We start from the raw sequence: 25,171 nt of genomic DNA on the forward strand, positions 1-25,171 counted from the left end.
AAATCAGTCTGAATCAGGCAAACAGGCGCAGGATGTTCTGAACCAGCAAATAGAACAGATTCATGAACGGCACCATGATGATAAACAGAACCTTGGTGAACATCAGCACCAGCAGTAAAATCATGCCGTAGGGCTCAACTTTCGCGACTGTCCGCGCTGCCTTCTCTGGCAACAGCGAAACCAGGACCCGCCCGCCGTCCAGTGGCGGAATTGGAATCAGGTTAAGGATCATCAAGACGATGTTGATCTGCACACCGGCCTGCGCCATCTGCCGCAACGGGTAGACAAAATCGCCCTCGGCAGCATGCAGCACAAGGCCCAGTATCAGCGTCCACAACAACATCATGACCAGATTGGCCCCCGGTCCGGCGAGCGCCACCCAGCGCATGTCTTTCTTGGGGTTCCGCAATCCAGCAAAGTTGACCGGCACCGGTTTGGCCCAGCCAAACAGGAAACTGCCCGGCAGCAACAAACACAACAGCGGCAATGCGATCGTACCAAAGGGGTCGATATGCTTGACCGGGTTAAGCGTCATGCGCCCCATCAAATAGGCTGTCGGATCGCCGAAGTGACGGGCAGCAAAGGCATGTGCCGCTTCGTGTAGCGTAATTGCAAACAGCACGGGTAGCGCGTAGATGCAGATATTCTGAATGAATGCAGAAATGTCCATAAAACCTTGATCGGTAAAGGGCTGCCCGTGCCATTGGCCGGCCTTTTGGGCAAACCGGGACTACGCGACGATGCGTTGCATCATCGCACGGAAATGTCAGTGCGCAAATTCAAGGGTGACCCCGTATCAGGTCAGCCACCAAAGGGTGCAGGATCGCCCTGTCCCACCCGCAAAACCACGGGCGACTCCCCAGAGAGGTCTACCACGGTGGAAGGTTCAATCCCGCAGTAGCCCCCGTCAATCACCAGGTCTACATCATGCTCAAGCCGGTCACGGATATCCCAGACATCCGTCAGCGCAAATTCGTCGCCAGGCAAAATCAGCGTTGATGACAACAGCGGCTCACCCATTTCCTCAAGCAAAGCCAGTGCCACCGGGTGCTGCGGCACCCTGAGACCGATGGTCTGCTTCTTGGGGTTCCAGACCCGGCGCGGGGTTTCTTTGGTCGCTTGCAGGATGAATGTATAACTGCCAGGCGTGGCACTTTTGAGCATGCGATACGTGCGGTTATCGACGCGCGCATACGTGCCCAGTTGCGACAGATCGTGGCAAACCAGCGTGAAATGGTGCTTGTCATCTAGCTGGCGGATGCGACGAATGCGCTCCAGTGCGTCTTTGTCATCCAGCCGACAGCCCAAGGCATAGCAAGAGTCTGTGGGATATGCGATCAAACCGCCTTTGCGGACGATGTCGGCGGCTTGTTTGATCAGACGAGGTTGCGGGTTTTCCGGGTGTACTGAAAAGAATTGGGCCATGTATGCAATGTGAGGTCGGGGTGCCAGCGGCGCAAGTCATTGTTTGCGCGAGTAGTGTAACTGGAACAGCCCACCAGAGAGACTTTGCTGTTGTTGGAGTTGCCAGGACGACGCAGCCGGGCCGGCAAAGATGCCAATCCCTTCGCCCAGCACCTCAGGCACCAGCGTCAGGATCATTTCGTCCACACAGCCAGCGGTAAAGAAATCAGCAGCCAGTTTGCCGCCGCCCACCAGCCAGATGCGTTGATAGCCCGCGCGATCCATGCGTGCCAGCCAGTCGGGCACCGGTTCGCAGACACGCTGGATGGTGCTGGACATGGGCAAGGACGACAATGCGTGATGGCTGAAGACATAACACGGCCGATCCGGGTGCGGCCAGGCACCAAAAGTGCGAACCTGATCAAACGTGGCACGCCCCATCACCAACGCATCGACACCGGCATAGAACGCGCTGAAACCGTCATTCTCACGACGAGCGGGGTCAATCCGGGGCAACCAGTCCAGCCCGCCATCCGGACGTGCCAGTTTGCCATCCAGAGATATGGTTGCGTACAGCACCACGGTGCTCACGCGGCCTCCTGTAGCCAGCGCGCCCAAACCGGGACACAACCTATCGGCAGATCCGGATTAAGACCCGGCTCACGCGCACCTTCCCCCGTGGCGTGATAATCCGTTCCGCAAGAGGCTTCGAAGCCGAACTCTTGCGCCAGACGCCCGAAACGGCCGACTTCCGCAGCGCCATGACTGCCAGAGACCACTTCAATCGCCTCGCCACCAAGGCGCCGGAACTCGGTCAGCAATACACGCATGGTTTCGTTGCCCATTTCATACCGCCCCGGATGCGCCAGCACGGCAACGCCACCGGCGGCGCGAATCCAGTCTATGGACTCATGCATGCGTGCCCATTCGTGATCGACATAACCTGGCTTGCCGCGCACCAGAAATTTCTTGAACACGGACTTGGTATCTTTGGCCGCGCCGATTTCTACCAGATAGCGCGCAAAGTGCGTACGACTGATCATTTCGGGGTTTTCGGCGTATTTGCGCGCGCCTTCCAGCACATTATCCAGCCCAACCCGCGCCAGCGAATCGCTCATGGCTTGAGCACGAGCATCGCGCCCGGCGCGCACACTGGCCAGCCCTGCTCTCAAAACCGGATTGGCCGGATCAACATCCAGCCCGACAACATGCAGCGTGTACTTGCCCCAACTGGCCGAGACCTCGACACCATTGAGAAACTGCATGCCGTGCAATGCAGCCTCTTCCGCAGCCAAAGCCACGCCACGCGTGTCGTCATGGTCAGTCAGTGCAAACAGTTTGCAGCCGCGTTCAGCCGCCTTGCGGGCAACCTCTTTGGGCGGCAACAAACCATCCGAGAAATTGGAATGACAATGCAGATCAACCGGTACCATTACGCCTCCTTGACGCCGGGCGCCATGGCGAGATTACGTTGACCACTCATGCAGGGAACACCCCGGTAGAGAGATAACGATCGCCCCGGTCACATACGATAGACACAATAACCGCGTTCTGGACTTCGGCCGACAAACGCAGTGCCGCGGCCAGCGCACCACCCGAAGAAACACCGGCAAAAATCCCCTCGTCACGGGCCAGCCGGCGGGTCATTTCCTCTGCTTCCTGCTGGGTTACTTCCATCACGCGGTCCAGTTTGCTCCAGTCGCAGATGGCGGGCACGTATTCTGCTGGCCATTTGCGGATACCCGCGATCGATGCCCCATCGGTTGGCTGTACGCCAATGATCTGGATGCCCGCGTTTTGTTCCTTGAGATAACGCTGCGTGCCCATGACCGTACCGGTCGTGCCCATGCTGGACACAAAATGGGTGATTTGACCCTCGGTATCGCGCCAGATTTCCGGGCCGGTGGTTTCATAGTGCGCCAACGGGTTATCGGGGTTGGCGAATTGATCCAGCATCACGCCCTCGCCGCGCTGAACCATCTCAGCAGCCAGATCACGTGACGCTTCCATGGATTCTGCCAGGATCACCTCGGCACCAAAGGCCTTCATGGTCTGCACCCGTTCCACACTGGAGCTTTTGGCCATGATCAACGTCATGCGATAACCCATCATGGCAGCGGCCATGGCCAGTGCAATGCCGGTGTTACCAGAGGTTGCCTCGATCAGTCGATCACCCGGCTTGATGGTGCCGCGCTCCTGCGCATGACGGATCATGGACAACGCCGGACGATCCTTCACCGAACCGGCCGGGTTATTGCCTTCCAGCTTGACGAGCACGATATTGCTGGTATTGCCCGGCAAGCGTTTAAGCCGGACGAGCGGGGTGTTTCCGACAAAATCTTCGAGGTATTTGAACATGCAGCACTCCAGTGATACGGGCAATTATACCCTCATCATGGAGTGCGGCTGATAGAGGGCGCGTTTGCGCCCCGAACGGGAAGTATTTGCGTGCTCAGTCACCGCCGTTCAGGCGATTGCGCGCAGACCTTTGAGCACGGGTGCTGGCGCACTCAATAACAGATCGCCATCTACGCTGAAATCAAGTTGGGCAAAATCTGTGATGTGGCCGATCACGCCCGGTTCATCCGAAATAAAATCGCCTACCAGCACCACTTTGCAGCCGGCCGCCAGCGCAGAAGCCATACCGGCGGGCGCATCTTCAAACACAATACACTGACGCGGATCGACGCCCAGGCGTTTTGCGGCCAGCAAATAAGGATCAGGTGCAGGCTTGCCGCGCTCCACCTCTTCTGACGTCACGATCACTGCCGGCAATTGCATATTGCAAGCGGTGAAACGCGCATCCAGCACGGGCCTTGATGCCGAGGTCACCACCGCCCAGCGACCAGCGGGCATGCTCTGCAAGAACACGTCAGCACCGGGGACTGGCGCGATGCCACCCGTGGTATCGGTTTCGATTTCTTCCATCCAGGCGACTTCCGTCGCGACATCAAGATGCGGCGCCACCATGCGTACGGTGTCTTCGGTCCGCACGCCATGGGTGTACGGCCGGATGTCATCCAGATTCAGGTCGCAACGCGCGCACCATGCCTCCCAGACTCGTTCAACCAGGATGTGGGAATCAATCAGGGTGCCGTCCATGTCGAACAGAAACGCCTGTGCGCGATGTTGCTGCATATCAGCCTCGTGAGCCATTTGTTCAGATTTCATTATCTTAGGCGCAGGGGCTGGACTTGCGTTCTGTTATGGTGCAAATTTCTCCGTGATTAGCTCAATCAAACCCCTAAGGTTTAACCCGTATGCTTATACGAGAAATGGTCGGACAGACCTTCGGGCAGCGCTGGCATTACCAGCACCTGCTGGTAGAGCGGGTTCCTTTTGCCTGGCACTATCACCCGGAATACGAATTGACGCTCACGCGCCGCGCGCGCGGTATGCGCTACGTGGGCGGCGATGTCGCACCGTTTGGCGAGCTTGACCTCACCCTGGTTGCACCGAACCAGGCACACACCTGGCAGGCCCAAAGTCGCGCCGATGGACAGACCCAGGAAGTCCAGGTCATCTTCTTTACGCGGGAGTGGCTGGAGCAACTGACAACCGGTGGCCTGCCAGAGTTGACGGGGTTTGCCGACTGGCTGCGTAAAGTGCAGCAAGGCGTGGTCATGAGCGAGTCCTGTACACGCCAGCTATTGCCGCTTTTCGATGAGTTGCATCAAAGCCGCGGACTGGACCGGCTAAGTTGCCTGCTACGGATTTTCGGCCAGCTACCACGCGATCAAGCGGCACGCCTGATTGGCGGAGCACCCTCACCGGAATACCAGGACAAGCGCGTCGAAACCGCCCTGGCATGGCTGCATGAGCATTATCGGGAGCCCGTTACCCTGGCCGACCTGGCACAGGTAACGCGCAGCAGCGAGGCGACGATCAAGCGCCTCTTGCGGGAGCAACTACAGGACAGCATGACCGGCCTTCTGGCGCAACTGCGCATCGGGCACGCCTGCAACCTGTTGATTACCACGCAGATGCCGATTCAGCTGGTGGCAGAGGAAAGTGGTTTTCCCAGCCCCAGTCACTTCTACAAGCAGTTTGGTTTGGCCAAGGCCATGTCACCCGCAGCATTCCGTAAACGCTACCATTTGCGCCGCGCCATGCAGGAAGACGCCCCAGGCATGCAATCTGCGCTCGTCCGGACGGGCGTTGCGCTTCATACCGGGCAACAAAAAAGCCGCATCATCTGATGCGGCTTTTTGATATTGAACCAGAGTGCGCGTTCAGGCACCACGCTGCAACAGCGTTTCCACGTACCGCTGCACACCCTCTTCCACGGTCATGAATGGCAGGTCATAGCCGGTTTCACGCAGCAAGGTCAGATCAGCCTCAGTAAAGCTCTGATACTTGCCTTTGAGTGCATCGGGAAACTCGGTGTACTCCAGCAGTCCTTCAGACAAGACCTGATCCAGTGTCAGCACCGACTTGCCTTCGTGCTGACGGAACGTGTTGATGACGGACGTCGCCACATCGTTGAATGGCTGGGCACGGCCAGTCCCGACGTTGTAGACGCCGCAGACCTCAGCGTTATCCAGGAACCACAGATTGACCTTGACCACGTCTTCCACCGACACAAAGTCGCGGGTGTGGCCGCCGGCCGGGTAGCCGCCGTATTCACCAAACAGCTTGACCTTCCCATTCTGGCGATACTGGTTGTAGTGATGGAAAGCCACGGACGCCATGCGCTCCTTGTGCCATTCGCGATCACCATACACGTTGAAATAACGGAAGCCGACAGCCTGGGCCGAGAGGTCATCCCAGCGCTGACGCAAGACCTGATCAAACAGCAGCTTGGAATAACCGTATACGTTCAGCGGCGATTCGCATTCCGGATCTTCATGAAAACCATTCGTGCCCGCGCCATAGGTTGCCGCGCTGGAGGCATACAAAAACTGGACTTCCTCCGCCTGGCACCATTCGAACAGACCCAGCGTGTACTGATAGTTGTTTTCCATCATGTACTTGCCGTTGTGCTCCATGGTGTCAGAACATGCGCCCTGGTGCAGGATGGCGGTAATCTGGCCATCCCAGCGACCACTGGCCAGTTCGGCAATGAAGTCGTTCTTGTCGACGTAGTGCGAGATCTGGCAATCGACCAGATTGCGGAACTTGTCGCCGCGCGTGAGGTTGTCCACGGCGATGATGTCGGTTTCGCCTCGCTCGTTGAGCGCCTTGACGAGATTGGAACCGATAAAACCGGCCGCGCCGGTAACCACGATGGTCATTGCTTACTCCTTGTTGATTCGACTGCACAGCGCCAGGAATAACCAGGCGCCATGCGGCATCCATTGTTCGGTCCAGCGCCAGCTGTTCGCCATGGTCGCTACCTCGGACTTCTTGAAATCGATGTCCGTTTCATCCTCAAGCCCGCTGGTGATGCCGTTGCACACACCGCCTGGCGCATTGTAGTAACCAGGCTCGTAGCGCGGATTATTGCGGCCCCAGCCTTGCAACATGCAACTGTCAAACGGATTGTGGCCCAGAATCCAGTCCAGTGCAGCCTGCGCGTAGCCATCCAGGTCTGCGGCAAAGTTCGTTTCTTCGCTGAACAACCGGTTGGCGCGCGATGCGGCGGCGGCAATGGAACCCAACCGCGCATTCTCGCCCTGCCACCAATACCCGGTCCCGTTGTCATGCGGAATGAAAAACTGCGTCTTCCCTGCTTTTCCGGGCTGCAACACATACTGCCGCGGATAGCGGAACGGATTGTTTACTTCATCATGGGTAATGCGCAAGGCATATTCGAATGACTGGCGCAGTGCAGCACGAATTCTACCTGCCAGCGGGCTGGCCGGGACGACTTCCAGATAACGCATCAGCGCAATTTCCGGCAAACCGGCATCAGCCGCATGGAAGAACGACCGCGCACCGGTTTCGTCAGCCCTGAACCAGCCGTCATCGTGTTGACGAACCAGCAAATTGTTAACCCGCCGTACGGCCGCATCCGCGTAAGCGCCCTCGCCCGTCACCGCCAAAAGTTCCGTGGCCGCCAACAGCGCGCAGTAATCGTCGATGATGTTTTCTACGCCATCATCCAGGTACTGCAGATTGTGCTCTTGCAAGTGCGCAAAGCCATTTTGTGCCGCCTCCAGATATCGCGCGCGGACGAACTCGCCATCACGCGGCAGCTGGCTGGCGCGGGCCAGTGCAGCAATGGTCACGCCGCCACCCTGACGGAATGCGGCTTGATACCGGTCAGACTTGATACCCTGCTGCGTGGCGTAGGCACACAGATCACGCTGGTGTTCGTCCTTTGACCACTTGTCAAACAAGGTCATATAGAAGAAGCCGGCAGGATCTTGCATGCGCATCAGAAAATCCGCGCCATGCAAGGCTTCATCGACCATGCGCTCATTAAACCACTTGAGTTGCGGTGGTAATTGGGCGTGGCCGTCGATCAAATTCCACACCACTTGCGGTGTTTGCTGCGGGTTCATGAAATTGGCGACTGACAGATGCGACAGATATTTGGAGCAATCGCCCGAGGCATCGAACCAGCCGCCGTGTACATCGCGGTGCTCATCGCTCGCAAATTTGGGCCGACTGCGGTCGGCGTTGTCATAAAGGCCAGTACAACGCTGACCTTTGATGTAGTGAACAATGTCCGACAGCATCTGGCCGCCAAACAGATCGGCATCGATCGCAAAGGTATGCGACACCAGCGGCGGCACAATGCCATCAGCAACGATGAAATACTCGCCCGGCTCGGTCAGTGCGGACAAATCCGCCTGCCAGAAATGCCAGTTTTTCCATTGGTCGACCGTACCGCTGGCGGTGATCGGTCCCGCAAGTACCTTCTGCCGAGTCAGTGCGTTGTACAGACTGAACGTCAACAAACCACATTCTGCTGGCGCTTCAATGGTGATGACTTTGCGGGCATGCGGCGTGAAGCCAAGATGGTTGAACAGGAATTTCATTTCGTCTCCGGTTGCCTTTGTCGGCATAGCGCCAGTGCGGGCTGGCATTCTCTATGTATGCAGGCTCAAGCGGGCGAACTGGAAAGCCACCAGTTGCGGGCAGCGCCAATCATGCCGGCGTGATTGCCCGCGCTGGCCAGGCAAATTTCGGTTGTGCCACGAAAATCCTCCTCCAGCACATCATCGATGCTCTGGCTCAGTTCCTGCCGGAACCGTGCGCCGCGCGCGCTGATACCGCCGCCAACAATCACCCGTTGAGGATTGAAAGCGTATATCAGGTTGGCAATACCGGTCGCCAGTAAATGGCGCCATTGCGCAATGACGGCACAAACCACGGCGTCACCCGCGTCATAGGTGGCCATGATGCGTTCGCCACGCCAATCGCCCTCGCCTGTTGCGGCTTCGATAGCCCGTATCAGCGCAGCGGTGGACGCATGACGCTCCCACACCTTGCCATCGATGCGCATATAACCCCATTCGCCTGCTGCGGCCCGCGCGCCTCGATACAGCGAATTGTTGATGACAATGCCACCTCCAATACCAGTACCCACCGTCAGCGCAATGAAATGCGCGCACCCCTGACCTGCACCAGTCCAGCCTTCAGCCAAGGCCACGCAGTTGACGTCGTTTTCTACTGTGACGCGCAGGCCAAAAGCACGCTCAAGCACGATTTTTGGTGAACACCCGGGGTAGTCGGGAATCGCCTCGGCCGCGCCAAGAATAGTGCCGGTCTCTGGTGCGACCAGACCCAGTGTGCTGAACGCGATCCCGATCGGGGTAGCCTCTCGCACCAGCGGCGCAGCCAGCGCACACACATGGTCGAGCACAAAAGGCCCGCCTTGCGCGGCTGGCGTTGGAACGGTCTGCACATGGCTGACGCGACCATCCGGCCAGACCAGGCCGTACTTGATCTGCGTGCCGCCAATATCGAAGGCAAGAATGGAGGACATGGTTTCGTTTCGCTGCGGTGGTGGTCATGCCGCAGTGTGCCGGTTGATCCGGTCTGGTCTGCGGTTGCGTTGCGTGAAGCCTGCTGTCTCAGGAAGTAGCCCAGTCGATGACTGGGCGACGATGTTCCTGCAAATAACGATTGGCCGAAGAAAAGTGGCCGTTGCCAATAAACCCGCGGTGCGCGGACAGCGGCGAAGGATGCACGGACTCCAGCACCAGATGTTTGCTACGGTCGATGAGCGCAGCTTTTTTCTGTGCATGGCTACCCCACAACATAAAGACAATGCCGGACTCATGGAGGGCCAATTGGCGAATGATCTCGTCGGTCAGGACCTCCCAGCCGCGTTTGGCATGAGAAGCGGCGCAATCAGCTTCGACAGTCAACACCGTGTTGAGCAACAGCACGCCTTGATCGGCCCAGCCGGTCAGCGAACCATCCTGCGGCGGCGTCAGCCCCAGATCCCGGGCAATTTCTTTCCAGATATTATTGAGTGAAGGTGGTTTTTTAATGCCAGGCGGCACGGAGAAACTCAATCCGTGGGCTTGGCCAGCCCCGTGGTATGGGTCTTGCCCAAGGATGACCACTTTGACCTGATCAGGAGCGACATGCGCCAGCGCCGAAAACCATTGACTACGTGGCGGGTAGATTGTCTTGCCTGCGGCAAGTTCGCCATTCAGAAACTGGCCCAGTTCATGCAAGATCGGGCTTTGACGCAGCGCGTCCAACAAAGGTTGCCACGCAGCGGGAATTGCTTCAAAAATCAAGAGTTTGCTCCACGATTTCGGCGAATATGCTCGCGATGATGACGAAAAACGGTGCGTTCAAAAGCCTCTTTCAGGCCGGGCGAAGGGTAAGACCAGCGAACCAGGATCAAATGATCGGCATCCTGGCGAGCCACGTGCTCTACCCGCGCGGGCAGGCTCATCAAGTACGGTAGATGAGGGCTCAGGACGAGACCAACGTAACCTTCTTGATCCACCGCCAATGGCTCTGGTTGCGCCCATTGCACGTGCTCGATACCGATCAGACAATCGCGCTCGGGCGGCTTTTGCGGGGTCAGCAGACGCGCTAACCACAATAATTGCAGGTCCAGTCGGGATTCCACTTGCGACACCTCTCGCTCTTCGTGAGGGTGTTGTTCCATGGCTTCCAGCACTTCCAGATAACGCTGGGCCTCCAGCGGATGCTGGACGGGCTCTGCCAGCCAGGTCAGCGGCAGACGCGATTCAAAGAAAAGACCATCCGGAAAATCAGGCATGGGCGGGTTCCACGAGGTGGTTGCAGCTCTGACGATAGGCTGATTATAGGCTGCTGGCACTTAGCGCAGACGGGTTTGCCGCACACACTCATACAAGCAAATGGCCGCAGCGGCGCCCACATTCAAAGACTCAATCCCTGGCTGCATGGGGATGGTCAGCCGCAAACTGGCGCGCGCTGCCATATCCGCAGACACGCCTTGCCCTTCCGAACCCATAACCAGCGCCAGATCGCCCGTCAGTGTCGCGGCGTAGAGGTCTTGGGCATCTTCCAGCATCAGTGCGGCAATCGGCCCGGCGAACTGATCCGCAAATTGCAAAAGATCAGCACGCTCCACCAGATCGAGCACAAAGTGGGCCCCCATACCGGCGCGTAACACTTTAGGCGACCACAAATCAGCGCACTGGTCAGACAGCAAGACCTGATCAACCCCGGCAGCCGCGGCAGTACGCAGGATGGAGCCGACGTTGCCAGGGTCCTGTACGCCATCCAGCAACAGGCACAGCCCCTGTTTGCGCACCAAGGCATTGTCCGGAATGCTCACCAGCGCAAGCAGCCCGGTCGGACTAGGTAGCTCGGAGAGCGACTTGAAAAGCGCAGGTTCGAGTAGCGTCGGCGTCACGGCGCTGGTTTTGACCAGCCCGGCGACTTCCGGATTGTCGAGGCCTTCTGGCGTAACCAGCAGTTTTTCTATCACCCAGCTAGCGTCTAGCGCAGCCGCGACCAGATGCGTGCCATCAAGCAGGGTTTTCTTTTGTTTAAGGCGATCGCGCCGATGCGCTGCCAGCTTGTGACAAAGCTTGTACAGCGCATTTTGCGGCGAATGTATGACTTCCATGCCACTCTCAGGAAAAATCAGGCGCGGTTATTGCGCTCGGCCAGCGCGCGGCTGACCAGCAGGCAAACCTGTTTGAACTGGGTAAAGGTTGTTTCATCCAGCGCTTTAAGCGAGGTGCGTTGTCCGACAAACAGTCCCACCGGGCGTTCGCCCATGAAAATGGACATCGCACAGAAATCACCTGCGCCAAAGCGCTGCAGCCAGGTGCCTGGCAACAACTTTTGCAGATTATTGCGGGTGTGTTCGTTCAGCCAGACAGCTTGAGGCTTGGTCATTAGCCGGGCAAACAGGTGGACGTTATCCATGGGCAAGGCGAAGTCGCGCAGGCGGTCCTGCTCGTCCGGACTTTGCACAAAACGGACACGCAAGATATTGTCTGCGGCGGAATAAACCATAAAAGCGGCCCGCTGGATCTGCATGCCTTCGGTAAACACACGCAACGCCAGTTCGATCAACTGCGAGGCATTGGCACCTTCTCGCACTGCGGTATTGAGCGCATGCAGACGTTCAGCAAACAGATTGGTGGTTGGTGCGGGCGGTGCTTCGGGTTCCGGGGCGGCCACGGGCTCCCACGGGCCCGGCAACATCGGCAAAGCATAGGCGGCTTGCAGCCGACCAGACCGGGCAGTTTCTTTGCGAACAAATTTCAGGATCGCAGTGGTCGCGATATTCCAGCACTCATCTGTCGAAGCCTGCAGTACGCCAGAAATCACCTGGAGGGCCATTTCGATTTCTGGCTGCCACCAACCGTGGTCCAGCGCGCGGGCCATCTTGAGCACTGCCACCTGTAGCGCCTGACGTGGTGTTTCGACCGCGCTGCCTGCTTGCAACTGAATCAACGGTTCAGGGAAATGCCAGGCCACCAGCATGTCATGCGCAGCAGATTCGGCCTGCGCAGTCCGTGCTTTACCCTGCCCCAGAATGTTGAGTAGCGTCGGCAAACCAGACAATACGGCAGCAATAAAGATCTCATCGAGCTTGGCATCAAAACGCTGCGTGGCGTACTCGCGGGTCAAACGCGCAGCAAAACGCAAGCTGGTGACCGCTGAATGTAATTCAGCCACGCCCTGCGGATGATCAGGCAACAAGCTGGCCTCAGCCACCGGCCCATTGGCGAAACGCTCAAGAAAGGGGCCAATGCCATACAGCGCCACACAATTTTCAACCGAGACAACATCGGCGGACAAACTAGTCCGCTCCCGATGGTTCACCGTTCGCAGCACCTGCGCTGTCAGCAACGGGTCACGCAGGACAATATCGACCAGATCCACAGGTCGCACGCGATCCGGCCGACGCAGCATAGGCATCAGCAAGTCCTTGCTGGCTTGCAGCATGGGCAGTGGCCGGTTGGTCCACTCTGCGATCCAGGGTGCAAATGAGGGTGCTAGATTGACTGCCATATCAGAAGCTTGCTGTGTTTCCAGTCGTCAATTTCAATGGTCTTGTCCGGATTGTGTCCGGGCACGCCAAAGCTGTTGCTGATAAGCCGACAACCGGGCCGGCATTCTGCCTGAACCTTTTGCCATAAGCGTGGCATCGGTTCAGGTGACAAATAAGCATAGACCACATCAAACGTGGCCAGATTCTGGGCAAATGCATCGTCCCGCCGCCAGTCGGCATGTCCGCCCAACCGGCAACGGCCAATCAACCAGGGCAGCAAGGCGGTTTCTACACCGGCCGTAGTGACATCTGGCCGGTATTTTCTGAGCCAGGCCAGTACCGTGCCCGTACCCGCGCCAAGATCGATCAGGTGTGCATTGGGCGGGATTTCCCGGGACAGCAAGGCCAGCGTACGCTGGTTGCTCAAATACAAAGGCACCCGGCTCTGGATGGCCCCTGCGGAGAACAGAAACAACACGACAAACGCCACCAGCCAGAGCCACGATGGCACTTGCCAGCTTAAGGCAATGAGTACCGCAGCGGGAAAACACAAGTGGATGAGACTCCACCAGCGGCCGTCATGCCAGAACCAGGCAACTGTCGCGGCCAGAATCCCGCCAGCCAGTACCAGTTGCCACACCGGGCTTTGCGGCGCAACCACCCAGAACCCGGCCATCGCGGCCACCGCCAGTAACTGCAACAAAACAAAGCGCAGTGGCTGAGACATCAATTGGACCCGGAGGCCACCTTGCCAGCAACTTTGGAAGCGACTTCCGAAGCGGGAATGGCATTGGCTTCCTGATCAATCCCGGCCTGACGGCGGATTTCGGATTCAGCTTCTTTGTTCAGCACCACAATGCTGATCCGGCGGTTCACCGGGGCGTAAATATTGGTGGTATCCAGCGGTACCTGATCTGCAAACCCGTTCACACGCAAGATCTTTTCCGTAGACAAACCACCACCCGACAAGAGCTCGCGACGCGACGCATTGGCACGATCGGATGAAAGCTCCCAGTTGGAATATCCTCGCTGACCAGAGGCAAATTGTTGCGCATCGGTATGCCCGGAGAGCGAGAGATCATTGGGCACGTCATTCAGGAGTTTACCGATCTCGTCGAGGATGTCCTTGGCATAGGGTTCGAGTTCGCTGCTGCCGGACTTGAACATCGGACGGTTCTGATCATCAACGATCTGGATACGCAAGCCTTCGGCCACCATGTCCAGTTTGAGCTGCTTCTTGTACTGCGCCAGCTTGCTGTTGCTCTTGGCCTTGTCTTCCATCAGCGCTTCAAACTTCTTTTTCAACTCACTGAGGCGACGGCGATCTTTGGCCTGCTCATCTTCCTGAACCGCGCCTTTTTTCATCTGGCCAACTTGCTGGGTCAGATCCTTGCCACCACCCTTGATCAGCGAGTCAGCATCACCCGCGCCTTCGCCACCACGGCGCGCAATTTTGAGCGGGTTAGAAAAGTAATCGGCAATCCCCTTGAGGTTGCCCTTGGATACCGAACCCAAGAGCCACATCAGCAGAAAGAACGCCATCATGGCGGTCATAAAATCGGCGTAAGCAATCTTCCAGGCGCCGCCATGGTGCCCATGCCCGCCCTTCTTGATGCGCTTGACCACTATGGGGCGCTGGGAGTCGTCGCTCATCGCATATGCTCGTTTTAATCGTCAGGAACGGTGCGGGTTTATTTGCCCTTGGCGTTCTTCACGTAATCTTCCAGTTCCTTGAAGCTGGGGCGTTCAGTGCTCTCAACAGCTTTGCGGCCGAACTCCACTGCCACTTGCGGCGCATAGCCGTTCAGACTGGCCAGCAACGTGGTTTTGACAGCATTGAAGGCTTGGGTCGCGGCGGCGGCACGCGCTTCCAGTACGGAGGCAATCGGCCCCACAAAACCGTAGGCCAGCAAAATACCCATAAAGGTACCGACCAGCGCGGCGCCAATCAGCTTGCCCAACTCAGAGGGGGGCAAATGCAAGGAACCCATGGTGTGCACCACCCCCATCACCGCCGCCACGATACCGAACGCGGGCAGGCCGTCGGCCAGCTTGGAGATCACGGTAGAAGGTACTGCAGCCTCATGGTGATGGGTGTCGATTTCCACATCCATCAGATTTTCAATTTCAAACGCATTCAGGTTGCCGCCGACCATCAATCGCAGGTAGTCGGTCATGAATTCGATCAGGTGATGATCGTGGGCCACCTTGGGGTATTTGCTGAAGACGGCACTACTGTGCGGGTCATCCACATCTGCTTCAATCGACATCAGACCTTCCTTGCGGATTTTGGTCAGAATTTCGAATTGCAGCGCAAACAAATCCATGAAGAAATTTTTGTTGTATGGCGACCCTTTGAAAATCGAAGGCGCAGCCTTGAGCGTGGCTTTCATGGGCTTGCCGCCATAGCCAACAATCAGTGCGCCGATACCGCCACCAAAAATGATGACGATTTCCGTGGGTTGCCACAGCACGGCCAGTTCGCCGCCGTGCACCGCGTAGGCGCCGAAAATACAAGCGACCATGAAGATGTAACCAATAATGACAAACATGCGCCGTGTTTTCCCGGTATTACAGCTCTGTTATTGGAGGGAGCATCACTCTGGTATCGGCTTGGTGCCGACACCCATATTCTTAATCAGCGTATGTGTTGACTGGCCTCATTGCCAGACTCCGGATGCCGCCGGAATATTCATTATGAATACGCCTCCCGTACGGCAGTTTAGTTGCAGTACCCGGAGGCGACAACAGGCAGTCAATCCCAAAGCGGCATTTGTGCCACGGCCTGACGCACCGGACCGAAACTCATACGATGCACGGGGCATGGTCCGAGGGCTTTCAAAGCCGCCAGATGCGCTACAGTAGGATAGCCTTTGTGCTTGGCAAAACCGTAGCCGGGCCACTGGAGTTCATATTCTGACACTTCGCGATCACGCGCCACTTTCGCCAGAATGGAAGCTGCAGAAATACAGGCATGCAATGCGTCGCCACCCACCACGGTTTCAACTTCGCACGTGAGTTTGGGTGCGCGATTGCCATCAATGAGCGCTTTGTGCGGAATGGTCTGCAAACCTGCAACCGCCCGCTGCATGGCCAGCATGGTGGCCTGCAGGATGTTGATCTGGTCAATTTCTGCATGGGTCGCAAAAGCAATGGACCACGCGAGCGCCCGTTCCTGAATTTGCGGGAACAAACGTTCACGTGCGGCTTCGGTCAGCTTTTTGGAGTCGTCCAGCCCGATGAGACCGTGCTCATCCGGCAGGATCACCGCTGCAGCGTAAACGGAACCCGCCAGTGGGCCGCGCCCTGCTTCATCGACTCCGCATACCAGCATGGTTATCTCCGCTTGTTCAACAGGGCCAGTACGGCCTGTGCTGCACGCTCAGCCGCGTTACAGCGCAATTGCTCATGAAAATCAGTGAAGCATGCATTCAGGCGCGCACCAAATCGCTTGTCGTCAACCATATTGGTGACCGCCTGGACCAGGTTTTCTACGGTCGCATCGTGCTGCAACAGTTCAGGCACGACAAAACCACCGGCCAATGCGTTGGGCAGACTAACGTAAGGGGTTTTGATCTTCTTTTTGACCATGCGATAGGTCAAATTGGAGAGCTTGTAGGTCACAACCAGCGGACGCTTGGCCAACATGGCTTCCAGCGCAGCAGTACCGGAAGCCACGATAATGGCATCGGATGCCAGCATCGCATCATGTGCATGGCCGAACATCAGCCGGAATGGCAGTTCCTGCGCTTCCAGTTGCCACATACGCCGCTCGAACATGTCTCGCGTTTCCCGTGTAATGAACGGCACCAGAAATACGGCATGGGGATAACGCTCGGCCAGTTGTTTGGCGGCTTCGATAAACAGCGTGGCGTGCAGTTCAAGTTCGCTCTGCCGCGAACCCGGCAACATGGCAAAGGCCAGCGCCTTCTCGCTAACCCCCAATTGCTCACGATAAAGCTCGCGATTGGGTTCAACCGGGAACATGTCCGCCAGCGGATGTCCGACATAAGTCGCCGGGATACCAGCCTGCCGGTACAAGGGCTCTTCAAACGGGAACAGCAGCAAAACGTGCGAAACCGCTTTGCCGATCTTCTTCAAGCGTTCACTGCGCCAGGCCCAGATTGACGGGCTGACGTAATGAATGGTGGTAATGCCGGCGGCTTTGGCCGTTGCTTCCAGGCCCAGGTTGAAGTCCGGCGCATCAATACCGATCACAAGATCAGGCCGTTCACGCACAATGGCCTGCTTAAGCTCACGCCGTATGCGCAAAAGCTCCGGCAAATGACGGATCACTTCGACGTAACCGCGCACGGCCAGCTTTTCCATAGGCACAACAGAATGTGCACCCAGGGCCTTCATTTTGGGGCCGGCAATGCCGGAAAAGCGCGCGTCCGGGATCGCACGCTGTAGCGCTTCGATCAATTGCGCGCCGAGCAAATCGCCCGAGGCTTCACCCGCAACAATGGCAATACGCGGACCGGTACCGGTCTGGGGAAAGAGTCGATCAATCATCGGCTCAACTGTATCTGGATTAGGGTTGGAAAAGGGCCAGGGACGAGCAAATTACATGCTTAGCGGATAATGCCGCGTTCGCTGCCACGTACAAAACCAGCAAACCGTGCGACCTCTGCGGATTCTGCCGCCAGTGCATCCAGCGCGACGAGAGACTCTTCCAGTGGCAGGCTCTGACGGTATAACACACGGTAAGCCTTTTTGATTTGGGCAATCTGTTCAGCGGTAAACCCGTGACGGCGCATGCCCTCACTGTGTACGCCTGCCGGTTTGGCCCGATTGCCTGCCGCCACAATAAATGGCGGCACATCCTGCGAGATCGCAGCGGTAAACGCCGACATGGCATAGGCGCCGATCTTGCAGAACTGGTGCACCGTGGTAAATCCGCCCAGGAACGCGCCGTCGTCCACGAAAACGTGCCCAGCCAACGTCACGTTGTTGGCGAAAATGGTGTCACTACCGATCCGGCAATCGTGCGCAATATGCACATAAGCCATGATCCAGTTGTTGTCACCAATACGGGTCAGTCCTTCATCCTGGATCGTCCCGGTGGACACCGTCACATTCTGGAAAAACGAATTACCGTCGCCAATCACAAGACGTGTCGGTTCGCTTTTATATTTCTTGTCTTGCGGATCGCAACCAATACTACCGAATGAGTAAAACTTGTTACGTTCACCAATACTCGTCACACCAGAAATGACCACATGCGCATCGACCACGGTGTCAGCCCCGATCGTGACATCCGGCCCGATGACGGCATAGGGGCCGACTGTGACGCTGTCATGCAATTTTGCCTTGGGGTCTACTACCGCTGTCGGATGGATGTTTGCCATATCCGTCGATCCTGGAAAAAATTCTGGCGGGCCTGATGCCCGCCGGTACATAACCGCCCGTCTTCACTAACCACGCCCGTGGCGCTGGCTAGTGAACGTTGCAATACTTATTTGTTGACCTTGCGCTCTGCACACATCAGATCAGCTTCTGCCGCGAGTTCATCACCCACGTAAGCCTTGGCCTGATATTTGTAGATACCGCGTTTCTGGGCCACCATCTCGACGCACAATGTCAGTTGATCACCTGGCAACACCTGGCGCTTGAAGCGGGCATTATCAATACCGGCAAAGAAATACAATGTGCCATCAGAAGGCATGCGACCTTCAGACTTGAACGAGAGCACGCCAGCAGCTTGTGCCAGCGCTTCCATAATCAGCACACCGGGCATGACCGGGTACCCCGGAAAGTGCCCCTGGAAGAATGGTTCATTGATAGTCACATTCTTGATTGCCTTGATCGACTTGCCCAATTCCAGTTCGACCACGCGGTCAACCAGCAAAAACGGGTATCGGTGCGGCAGATACTTGACGATATCGTTGATATCCATCGTCTCGCTCATTATTCCTCCTGCGTGTCGCGCGCCAGCAAGGCGGCGACCTGTTTCTCGAGTTGTTTGACCTTGTTGTTCGTGACTTCAAGGCGCCGTAGATGCACGGCATTTTTTGCCCACTGGTCTTGCGGGGCTGCCGGGATGGGGCCGCCGTAGACGCCGGGCTCACGTATGCTTTTGGTTACTGCAGTGGCCGCCAGAATGATCGTGCCGTCTGCAATATCCAGGTGACCGCCAATCATGGCCGCGCCGCCAATCTGGCAACGCGCGCCAATTCGTGTTGAGCCAGCAATGCCCACACACGATGCCATGGCGGCGTGTTCACCGATCTGGCAGTTGTGACCAATCATGATCAGGTTATCGATGCGGGCACCGTTAGCGACAATGGTGTCTTCCAGTGCGCCGCGATCAATGGTGGTATTCGCGCCAATCTCGACATCATCACCAATAATGGCACGGCCCAGTTGCGGAATTTTTTCCCAATGGTCATCGGCCCAGGCATTTCCAAATCCGTCTGCGCCAATGACTGCACCCGGATGCAAAATAACCCGCTCGCCAATGATGCACTCGGCCATGAGGCACGATTGCGGATACATGCGTGCACCCGCACCAACCTGGGCACGCTCGCCCACATAGGCCTGCGGCATGATGACAGCGCCGGCACCAATCACCGCACCAGCACACACCGTCGCGCCCGGACCAACTTCAGCGTCAGCGGCCACCACAGCGGTCGCATCAACATATGCGGCCGGGTGAATGCCCGCGCGCACCGCCGGAGCGGGATGCAACAGCGCCGCAGCACGCGCATAGTAAAGGTAAGGGTTATCGGTGACGATATGCGGCACGGTCACGTCTTGCGCATCCGCAGCCTTGAGCAGCACGCAAGCGGCTTTGCAATCCACCAGCAAGTTCTTGAACCTGGGATTGGTCAGAAACGTCAGCGCGTCCGGCGTGGCGCCATCCAGCGAAGACACACGAGTGACTTCAGCATCGGCACCATGCAGCTCACCACCCAGTTTTTCTACGAGTTGGGACAAACGCATCATCAGATCACTTACTTGTCTGCCAAGGCCTTGAGCACCTTGTCGGTAATATCGATACGCGGGCTGTGGAAAGCCGCTTCCTGCAGGATCAGATCAAATTTCTCGGTATTGGCGATCTGCTGCACAGCATTATTGACGCGCTCCTGAATGCCGGCCAATTCTTCGTTGCGGCGTGAATTCAGATCTTCGTTGAGTTCACGCGACATGCGCTGGTAGTCCAGGTTGAGCTTGACCAGTTGACGCTCTTTGTCTTTGCGGTCCGCGTCGGTCAAGCCCCCTTTATCAAGTACCAGTTGCAACGACTTGCCTTGATCAGCGATTTTTTGCACGTCAGCACGACGGCCTTCGAACTCTTTCTCCAGGCGCTTGGTCGCGCGCTGCGCCGGGGCCGAATCACGCAGGATGCGGTCAACGTCTACAAAACCAATCTTCAGCGCAGGGTCGGCCGCGCGGGCCACGCCGCAAGCCAGGAGCAAAACACACAGAAAGATACCAGGCAGTCGTGCAAATTTCATGCTTTAACCTCGTTCAAACCCGAAATCAGAAGATATTCCCGATCTGGAACTGGAAGGATTCCATCTTGTCGGACTCGTCTTTCTTGAGCGCCTTGGCCAGCGAGAATTTCAACGGGCCAATTGGGGAAACCCAGGAGAACGACGCGCCAGTGGAATAACGCAGCGTACCGGCAGGCACATCATCCGTCGGACCGCGCACAAGACCGGAATCCAGGAACAGCGACAAACGCGTGCTCTTGTCATTCTTCAGGCCCGGCATCGGGAAGAACAGTTCCAGACTATTGGTCAGCATGCGATTACCACCCATGCCGTCACCGTTCTCATCCTTTGGACCAATTGTACCGTAGGCAAAGCCACGTACCGAATTCACACCACCCGCGTAGTAATTCTTGAAGAACGGATAGGTCGAGTTGCCATAGGTGCCACCATACCCGCCTTGCAGGTTCCATTCCAGCGCTGTGCCTTCATCGCCAAACGGAATCCAGTACTGACTGGTCGCACCGAGGCGATAGTACTTCAGATCAGATGACGGAATCGCCGCTTCGGCCGAGGTGCTGAAGTTCCAGCCCCGTGTCGGATACGATGCGCTATCACGCGTATCGCGGCCGAATTTCATGTTGACGCTGAATGTCCCGGTTTTGGAACCGTATTCGTTCACGAACTCGTTCACATACTTCGGCGTATTGCTGTTGGTGATGATCTCGAGGTTGTCATAAGCCAGGCCCATGCCCACCGAGTTGAACTCAGTCACCGGCAAACCAAAGTTCAGCGCACCACCCCACCCGCTGGTGGTGTAGTTACCCAGGCTGTTGTATGAGGGGTCTGTGTCGCGTTTATAGAAGTTCCAACCCATCGAGATGCCATCCGGCGTCGCGTACGGGTCGCTCAGACCCAGCGAGTACACGCGCTGGGCTGAGCTATTGTTGAATTCTGCAGAGAACGCCTTGCCGCTACCCAGGAAGTTGGTTTGCGATACCGACGCGATCAACACAACGCCTTCGGATTGACCATAACCCGCACCGATATTGAACTGGCCGGTCTTTTTCTCGGTCACTTTGACGTTCATGTCTACCTGGTCCGGAGACTCCGGAACGGGCGGCGTATCAATGGTGACTTCCTGGAAATAATCCAGCTGGTTCAAGCGTTGCTTGGAACGATCAACCTTGGAGGCATCGTATTGTGCGGATTCAAGCTGACGCAATTCGCGGCGTACCACTTCATCACGCGTCATGGAGTTGCCGGTGATGTTGATATTACGCACGTATACCTTGCGACCCGGATCAACATAGAACGTGAACGACACGGTGTGATTCACCTTGTCGACTTCCGGTACGGCATTCACGTTGGCAAACGCATAACCATCATTCCCGAGCTTGCCGGAAATGGTCGTCGTAGCCTTGGTGATTTTGGAGCGATTGAAGATCTCGCCCGGCTTGATGTTAACGATTTTTTCCAGCTCGGCCTGGGTCAGCGTGCTTTCGCCAGCAAACTTGACGTCACTGACGGTATATTGCGGACCCTCGGTCAAGTTGATCGTCAGGAAGACGCTTTCCTTGTCTTCACCAATGGCCACCTGGGTCGAGTCAATGTTGAACTCCAGATAACCGCGGTCCATGTAATACGAACGCAAGGTTTCCAGGTCAGCGGTCATTTTCTGGCGCGAGTACTGATCGTCACGCGTGTACCAGCTGAACCAGCCCGGCGTGGACATGCTCATTTCATCCAGCAGCTTGCTTTCCTTGAAGACGTTCGCGCCCACCAGGTTAACCTGCTGGATCACCGCCGTAGCGCCTTCAGAGATATCAAACTGGACACCAACACGATTACGCTCAAGGCGCGTTGTCGATGTCTTGATTTGCAGGGAGTAACGACCGCGCGAGTAATACTGCTGTTTCAGTTCTTGCACGGCGGCATCAAGCACGCCCTGATCGAAGATGCGACCTTCCGCAAAGTTCTGGCTCTTGAGTGCGGTCTTGATCTGGTCTTTATCCAGCAGCTTGGCACCGTTGATGTTGATCTGGGCAATGGTCGGACGTTCGTCCACCGTCACGATCAGCACATCACCGCTGCGCTCCAGACGCACATCGTTGAAAAAGCCGGTTGCATACAGAGCCTTGATGGCCTGCTGCGCCTTATCGTCATCCAGGCTCTCGCCTACCTTTACAGGCAGATAGTTGAAGACCGTGCCGGCGTCAGTGCGCTGCAGGCCCTCTACCCGGATATCCTTCACCACAAAAGCATCGATGGCCCAGACAGGAAGTGCACTGAAAGACAATGCTGCGCCAAGCATCAAGGAAAGCGGTTTTAATTTCATTGTGTCGGATCGGAAACTGGCAGTACTCAGCCAGAGATAAGTCGGAAGAAATCGTTATATAGCGCTAGCGCCATTAACCCGGCAATAAACGCAAGGCCCAACCGCATGCCAAACGCTTGTACCCGCTCAGGGACCGGCCGTCCGGTCACCAGTTCGGCGGTATGATACATCAAATGGCCGCCATCCAGCAGCGGCACGGGAAGCAGGTTAAGAACAGCCAGAGAAAGACTGATCCGCGCCAGATTTTCAATAAAGGGCAACAAGCCCATTTCGGCGGAACGGCCCGCCAGATCCGCCAGTGTGACCGGCCCGCCAATCTGTTTGACAGAGACGTGGCCCACAATCATCCGGCCAAACATCTGCAAGATGAATTTGACCGTATCGACAACCTTACCCCCAGCCGCGCCGATCGCTTCAACCGGCCCGTACTGCAACTGCATTTGTTGCGCTTTCCAGCGAGCCTCATCAAGCCTGGGCGCCAATCCCAACTGGCCGATATGCTGCCCTTTGACGACAACTTCATGTGGCGTCACAGTTTTGCTGATCTGCTCTCCATGCCGATCCAGCACCAATTGCACTGGCACAACCGGATAACGCGCCACAGCTTGCTGCAATGCGCTCCAGCTTTGCAGCGGCTTGCCGTTCAGCTGCACAACGCGATCACCTGCCTTGATGTCCGCATGCGCCGCCGCACTATCAGGCGCCACCTGCCCGATCACTGCAGTAATGGGCAACGGAGAGATACCAAACCGGTCAATCAGGTTTGCATCAATTTCGCCCAGACTGGTTCTTGCAGGGTCAACCTGCAAAGTGACATCACCGGCCTGGCTGTGCACCGCAATTTCAAATGGTTCGCGTTTGCTGGCGGAATCGATCAGGTTCTCTGCAAGGTCATCCCAGGTGCTCACCGGACGATGGCCAATCGCATCAATGCGGTCACCCGCACGCAAGCCAATCTGTTGTGCAGGAGACCCCGTCATCACATCGGCAATAACAGGCTTGAGCGTGGTGACACCACAGACAAACAACACCCAATAGAACAGCAAGGCCAGCAAAAGGTTGGCCACCGGCCCCGCTGCGGCGACTGCCATTTTCTTTAGTGGATGTTGTTGATTGAATGAACGTGGCAGATCTTCAGGCTCAACCGGACGCTCCCGTTCATCGAGCATGCGAACATAGCCACCCAATGGAATGGCGGCAAGTTGCCAGGTGGTTTCGCCACGCTGCCAGGACACCAGCTTTTTGCCAAAACCAATGGAAAACGTGAGCACCTTGATGCCACAACGCTTGGCTACCCAGTAATGACCCAACTCGTGGAAGGTCACCAGAATGCCTATCGTCACCACGAAGGCCAGCACGGAGATCAGTACGCTCATGGCGTCAGCTTTGGGACGCCAGCCAGCGCTGTGCGGTCAACCTTGCCAGTGCATCGGCCTGCTGCAGGGCGTCGAGCGAGTCGGATTTACAGTCACCCACGCATGTCGCCAGCACCTCTTCAATCAGCACCGGAATCTGCGTGTAACCCAATTGACGATCAAGGAAGGCAGCCACCGCGACTTCATTGGCGGCATTCAGCACAGCGGTCGCCGCACCCTCGGCGCGAAGCGCTTCAAATGCAAGACGCAGGCAAGGCGTGCGAACCAGGTCTGGCGCCTCGAAATCCAGACGGCCAACACTAAAAAGATCGAGCGACTTCACGCCAGATTCAACGCGTTGCGGGTAAGACAAGCCATAAGCAATCGGCGTGCGCATATCTGGCGTACCCAGTTGTGCCAGCACCGAGCCATCCGCGTATTCAACCATGGAATGAATGATGCTCTGGGGGTGTACCACCACAGTGATTTCATCTGGCGCGGCATTGAACAACCAATGCGCCTCAATGACCTCAAGCCCTTTATTCATCATGGTGGCCGAGTCGACCGAAATTTTCCGACCCATAGACCAGTTAGGATGCTTTACGGCCTCTTCTGGCGTGACATTGGCCAATGTTTCCAGTGAGCGAGTCCGAAACGGGCCGCCCGAAGCAGTCAGCAGAATGCGTTTAACCCCGGCCTGAGCCAGCGTGCCGCGATAGGGGTGTTCACGATGCGCACGAGGCAACACCTGAAAGATCGCATTATGTTCGCTATCAATCGGCAACAACTCTGCGCCGCTGGCATTCACCGCATCCATGAACAGTTTGCCAGCCAGCACCAGTGTTTCTTTATTGGCCAGCAGCACGCGCTTGGCGGCTCTGGCCGCAGCCAGCGTTGGGCGCATACCGGCCGCACCGACAATGGCCGCCATAACCATGGTGACTTCCGGCGCAACAGAAACCTGTTCCAGCGCAGCTTCACCACAAAGCACCTCTGTCTGGCACCCGGTCTGTTTAAGCAGGCCACGCAGTGTCTCAGCAGATTGGTCGTCCAGAACAACCGCATAACGAGGTGCGTGCTGGCGGCATTGCTCTGCCAGTTTCTCCAGCTGGGTTGCGCCGGTCAGCGCATAAACGCGAAATTGGTCTGCGTGACGGGCGACCACATCAAGGGTACTGACACCGATGCTGCCGGTGGAGCCCAGCACGGTCAGCGTTTGGATTGCGCTCATGGTTACTGCCCGAAATTCGTTTTATCGATATGGATCGGCAAGATAGCGTACGCG

At 57.0% G+C, this 25,171-nt stretch carries 26 protein-coding genes; 1 reads left to right on the forward strand and 25 read right to left on the reverse strand.

What is annotated here, in order from left to right; translation table 11 throughout:
- Positions 1 to 13: 13 nt before the first annotated feature.
- The 6 genes from IEX44_RS01445 to IEX44_RS01470 all read right to left on the reverse strand — a co-directional run bounded on the left by IEX44_RS01445 (position 14) and on the right by IEX44_RS01470 (position 4,575).
- Positions 14 to 670 carry a site-2 protease family protein gene (locus IEX44_RS01445; protein ID WP_188687979.1) on the reverse strand — a complete coding sequence of 219 codons (657 nt, stop codon included), beginning with the start codon at positions 668 to 670 and terminating at the stop codon, positions 14 to 16.
- Between the two features lie 131 nt (positions 671 to 801).
- Positions 802 to 1,425: an L-threonylcarbamoyladenylate synthase gene (locus IEX44_RS01450; protein ID WP_188687981.1), complete on the reverse strand. Its 624-nt coding sequence runs from the start codon at positions 1,423 to 1,425 to the stop codon at positions 802 to 804.
- Positions 1,426 to 1,461: 36 nt separating this feature from the next.
- Positions 1,462 to 1,995, reverse strand: a complete 534-nt coding sequence (locus IEX44_RS01455) for a dihydrofolate reductase family protein (protein WP_188687983.1) — start codon at positions 1,993 to 1,995, stop codon at positions 1,462 to 1,464.
- The gene (locus tag IEX44_RS01460; protein ID WP_188687985.1) at positions 1,992 to 2,837 is read right to left on the reverse strand and encodes a 3',5'-nucleoside bisphosphate phosphatase; all 846 of its coding nucleotides are present in this window, start codon (positions 2,835 to 2,837) and stop codon (positions 1,992 to 1,994) included. The genes IEX44_RS01455 and IEX44_RS01460 overlap by 4 nt, the downstream gene beginning before the upstream one ends.
- A gap of 46 nt (positions 2,838 to 2,883) precedes the next feature.
- Positions 2,884 to 3,762, reverse strand: a complete 879-nt coding sequence (gene cysM, locus IEX44_RS01465; protein WP_188687987.1) for a cysteine synthase CysM — start codon at positions 3,760 to 3,762, stop codon at positions 2,884 to 2,886.
- 108 nt (positions 3,763 to 3,870) lie between these two features.
- Entirely contained in the window at positions 3,871 to 4,575 is a 705-nt protein-coding gene (locus IEX44_RS01470) for an HAD family hydrolase (RefSeq protein ID WP_229678682.1), read from the reverse strand.
- Positions 4,576 to 4,664: 89 nt separating this feature from the next.
- On the opposite strand from IEX44_RS01470, the gene IEX44_RS01475 reads away from it, so the two are divergent.
- Entirely contained in the window at positions 4,665 to 5,603 is a 939-nt protein-coding gene (locus IEX44_RS01475; protein ID WP_188687991.1) for a helix-turn-helix domain-containing protein, read from the forward strand.
- Positions 5,604 to 5,636: 33 nt separating this feature from the next.
- Here the strand turns inward: IEX44_RS01475 and rfaD are convergent, their stop codons facing one another.
- The 19 genes from rfaD to ispC all read right to left on the reverse strand — a co-directional run bounded on the left by rfaD (position 5,637) and on the right by ispC (position 25,117).
- Positions 5,637 to 6,638, reverse strand: coding sequence for an ADP-glyceromanno-heptose 6-epimerase (gene rfaD / locus IEX44_RS01480; protein ID WP_188687994.1), 1,002 nt, complete (start codon positions 6,636 to 6,638; stop codon positions 5,637 to 5,639).
- A gap of 3 nt (positions 6,639 to 6,641) precedes the next feature.
- A complete protein-coding gene (locus IEX44_RS01485) occupies positions 6,642 to 8,330 on the reverse strand; it encodes a glycoside hydrolase family 9 protein (protein WP_188687996.1) in 1,689 nt (562 codons plus the stop codon).
- A gap of 65 nt (positions 8,331 to 8,395) precedes the next feature.
- Complete coding sequence (locus tag IEX44_RS01490; RefSeq protein WP_188687998.1) at positions 8,396 to 9,280, reverse strand: ROK family protein; 885 nt, start codon at positions 9,278 to 9,280, stop codon at positions 8,396 to 8,398.
- Positions 9,281 to 9,368: 88 nt separating this feature from the next.
- On the reverse strand, positions 9,369 to 10,046 hold the full coding sequence (gene ung / locus IEX44_RS01495) for a uracil-DNA glycosylase (RefSeq protein ID WP_188688000.1): 678 nt from the start codon (positions 10,044 to 10,046) through the stop codon (positions 9,369 to 9,371).
- Complete coding sequence (locus IEX44_RS01500; RefSeq protein WP_188688001.1) at positions 10,043 to 10,540, reverse strand: PilZ domain-containing protein; 498 nt, start codon at positions 10,538 to 10,540, stop codon at positions 10,043 to 10,045. The genes ung and IEX44_RS01500 overlap by 4 nt, the downstream gene beginning before the upstream one ends.
- Before the next feature lie 60 nt (positions 10,541 to 10,600).
- Positions 10,601 to 11,377 (reverse strand): TrmH family RNA methyltransferase, encoded by a 777-nt coding sequence (locus IEX44_RS01505; protein ID WP_188688004.1) that lies wholly within the window; start codon positions 11,375 to 11,377, stop codon positions 10,601 to 10,603.
- Between the two features lie 17 nt (positions 11,378 to 11,394).
- Positions 11,395 to 12,777, reverse strand: coding sequence for an HDOD domain-containing protein (locus IEX44_RS01510; protein ID WP_188688005.1), 1,383 nt, complete (start codon positions 12,775 to 12,777; stop codon positions 11,395 to 11,397).
- A complete protein-coding gene (locus IEX44_RS01515) occupies positions 12,762 to 13,484 on the reverse strand; it encodes a class I SAM-dependent methyltransferase (RefSeq protein WP_188688007.1) in 723 nt (240 codons plus the stop codon). Before IEX44_RS01515 ends, IEX44_RS01510 begins: the two co-directional genes overlap by 16 nt.
- Positions 13,484 to 14,410: a flagellar motor protein MotB gene (motB, locus tag IEX44_RS01520; RefSeq protein WP_188688009.1), complete on the reverse strand. Its 927-nt coding sequence runs from the start codon at positions 14,408 to 14,410 to the stop codon at positions 13,484 to 13,486. Before motB ends, IEX44_RS01515 begins: the two co-directional genes overlap by 1 nt.
- Before the next feature lie 38 nt (positions 14,411 to 14,448).
- Positions 14,449 to 15,309, reverse strand: coding sequence for a flagellar motor stator protein MotA (gene motA, locus IEX44_RS01525; protein ID WP_188688011.1), 861 nt, complete (start codon positions 15,307 to 15,309; stop codon positions 14,449 to 14,451).
- A gap of 203 nt (positions 15,310 to 15,512) precedes the next feature.
- Positions 15,513 to 16,091 (reverse strand): ribonuclease HII, encoded by a 579-nt coding sequence (gene rnhB, locus IEX44_RS01530; RefSeq protein WP_188688013.1) that lies wholly within the window; start codon positions 16,089 to 16,091, stop codon positions 15,513 to 15,515.
- Positions 16,092 to 16,093: 2 nt separating this feature from the next.
- Positions 16,094 to 17,272, reverse strand: a complete 1,179-nt coding sequence (lpxB, locus tag IEX44_RS01535) for a lipid-A-disaccharide synthase (protein ID WP_188688015.1) — start codon at positions 17,270 to 17,272, stop codon at positions 16,094 to 16,096.
- A gap of 59 nt (positions 17,273 to 17,331) precedes the next feature.
- The gene (gene lpxA, locus IEX44_RS01540; RefSeq protein ID WP_188688017.1) at positions 17,332 to 18,108 is read right to left on the reverse strand and encodes an acyl-ACP--UDP-N-acetylglucosamine O-acyltransferase; all 777 of its coding nucleotides are present in this window, start codon (positions 18,106 to 18,108) and stop codon (positions 17,332 to 17,334) included.
- A gap of 107 nt (positions 18,109 to 18,215) precedes the next feature.
- The gene (gene fabZ, locus IEX44_RS01545) at positions 18,216 to 18,668 is read right to left on the reverse strand and encodes a 3-hydroxyacyl-ACP dehydratase FabZ (RefSeq protein WP_229678683.1); all 453 of its coding nucleotides are present in this window, start codon (positions 18,666 to 18,668) and stop codon (positions 18,216 to 18,218) included.
- A complete protein-coding gene (gene lpxD / locus IEX44_RS01550; protein WP_229678684.1) occupies positions 18,668 to 19,702 on the reverse strand; it encodes a UDP-3-O-(3-hydroxymyristoyl)glucosamine N-acyltransferase in 1,035 nt (344 codons plus the stop codon). Before lpxD ends, fabZ begins: the two co-directional genes overlap by 1 nt.
- Before the next feature lie 11 nt (positions 19,703 to 19,713).
- Positions 19,714 to 20,217 (reverse strand): OmpH/Skp family outer membrane protein, encoded by a 504-nt coding sequence (locus IEX44_RS01555; RefSeq protein ID WP_188688019.1) that lies wholly within the window; start codon positions 20,215 to 20,217, stop codon positions 19,714 to 19,716.
- A gap of 25 nt (positions 20,218 to 20,242) precedes the next feature.
- Complete coding sequence (gene bamA / locus IEX44_RS01560; RefSeq protein WP_188688021.1) at positions 20,243 to 22,531, reverse strand: outer membrane protein assembly factor BamA; 2,289 nt, start codon at positions 22,529 to 22,531, stop codon at positions 20,243 to 20,245.
- Positions 22,532 to 22,557: 26 nt separating this feature from the next.
- Positions 22,558 to 23,907 carry an RIP metalloprotease RseP gene (gene rseP / locus IEX44_RS01565; RefSeq protein WP_188688023.1) on the reverse strand — a complete coding sequence of 450 codons (1,350 nt, stop codon included), beginning with the start codon at positions 23,905 to 23,907 and terminating at the stop codon, positions 22,558 to 22,560.
- A 4-nt stretch (positions 23,908 to 23,911) separates the two neighbouring features.
- The gene (gene ispC / locus IEX44_RS01570) at positions 23,912 to 25,117 is read right to left on the reverse strand and encodes a 1-deoxy-D-xylulose-5-phosphate reductoisomerase (RefSeq protein WP_188688025.1); all 1,206 of its coding nucleotides are present in this window, start codon (positions 25,115 to 25,117) and stop codon (positions 23,912 to 23,914) included.
- Positions 25,118 to 25,171: the final 54 nt, after the last annotated feature.

Origin of the sequence: Silvimonas amylolytica, assembly GCF_014645555.1 — a bacterium.
GTDB classification, from domain to species: domain Bacteria; phylum Pseudomonadota; class Gammaproteobacteria; order Burkholderiales; family Chitinibacteraceae; genus Silvimonas; species Silvimonas amylolytica.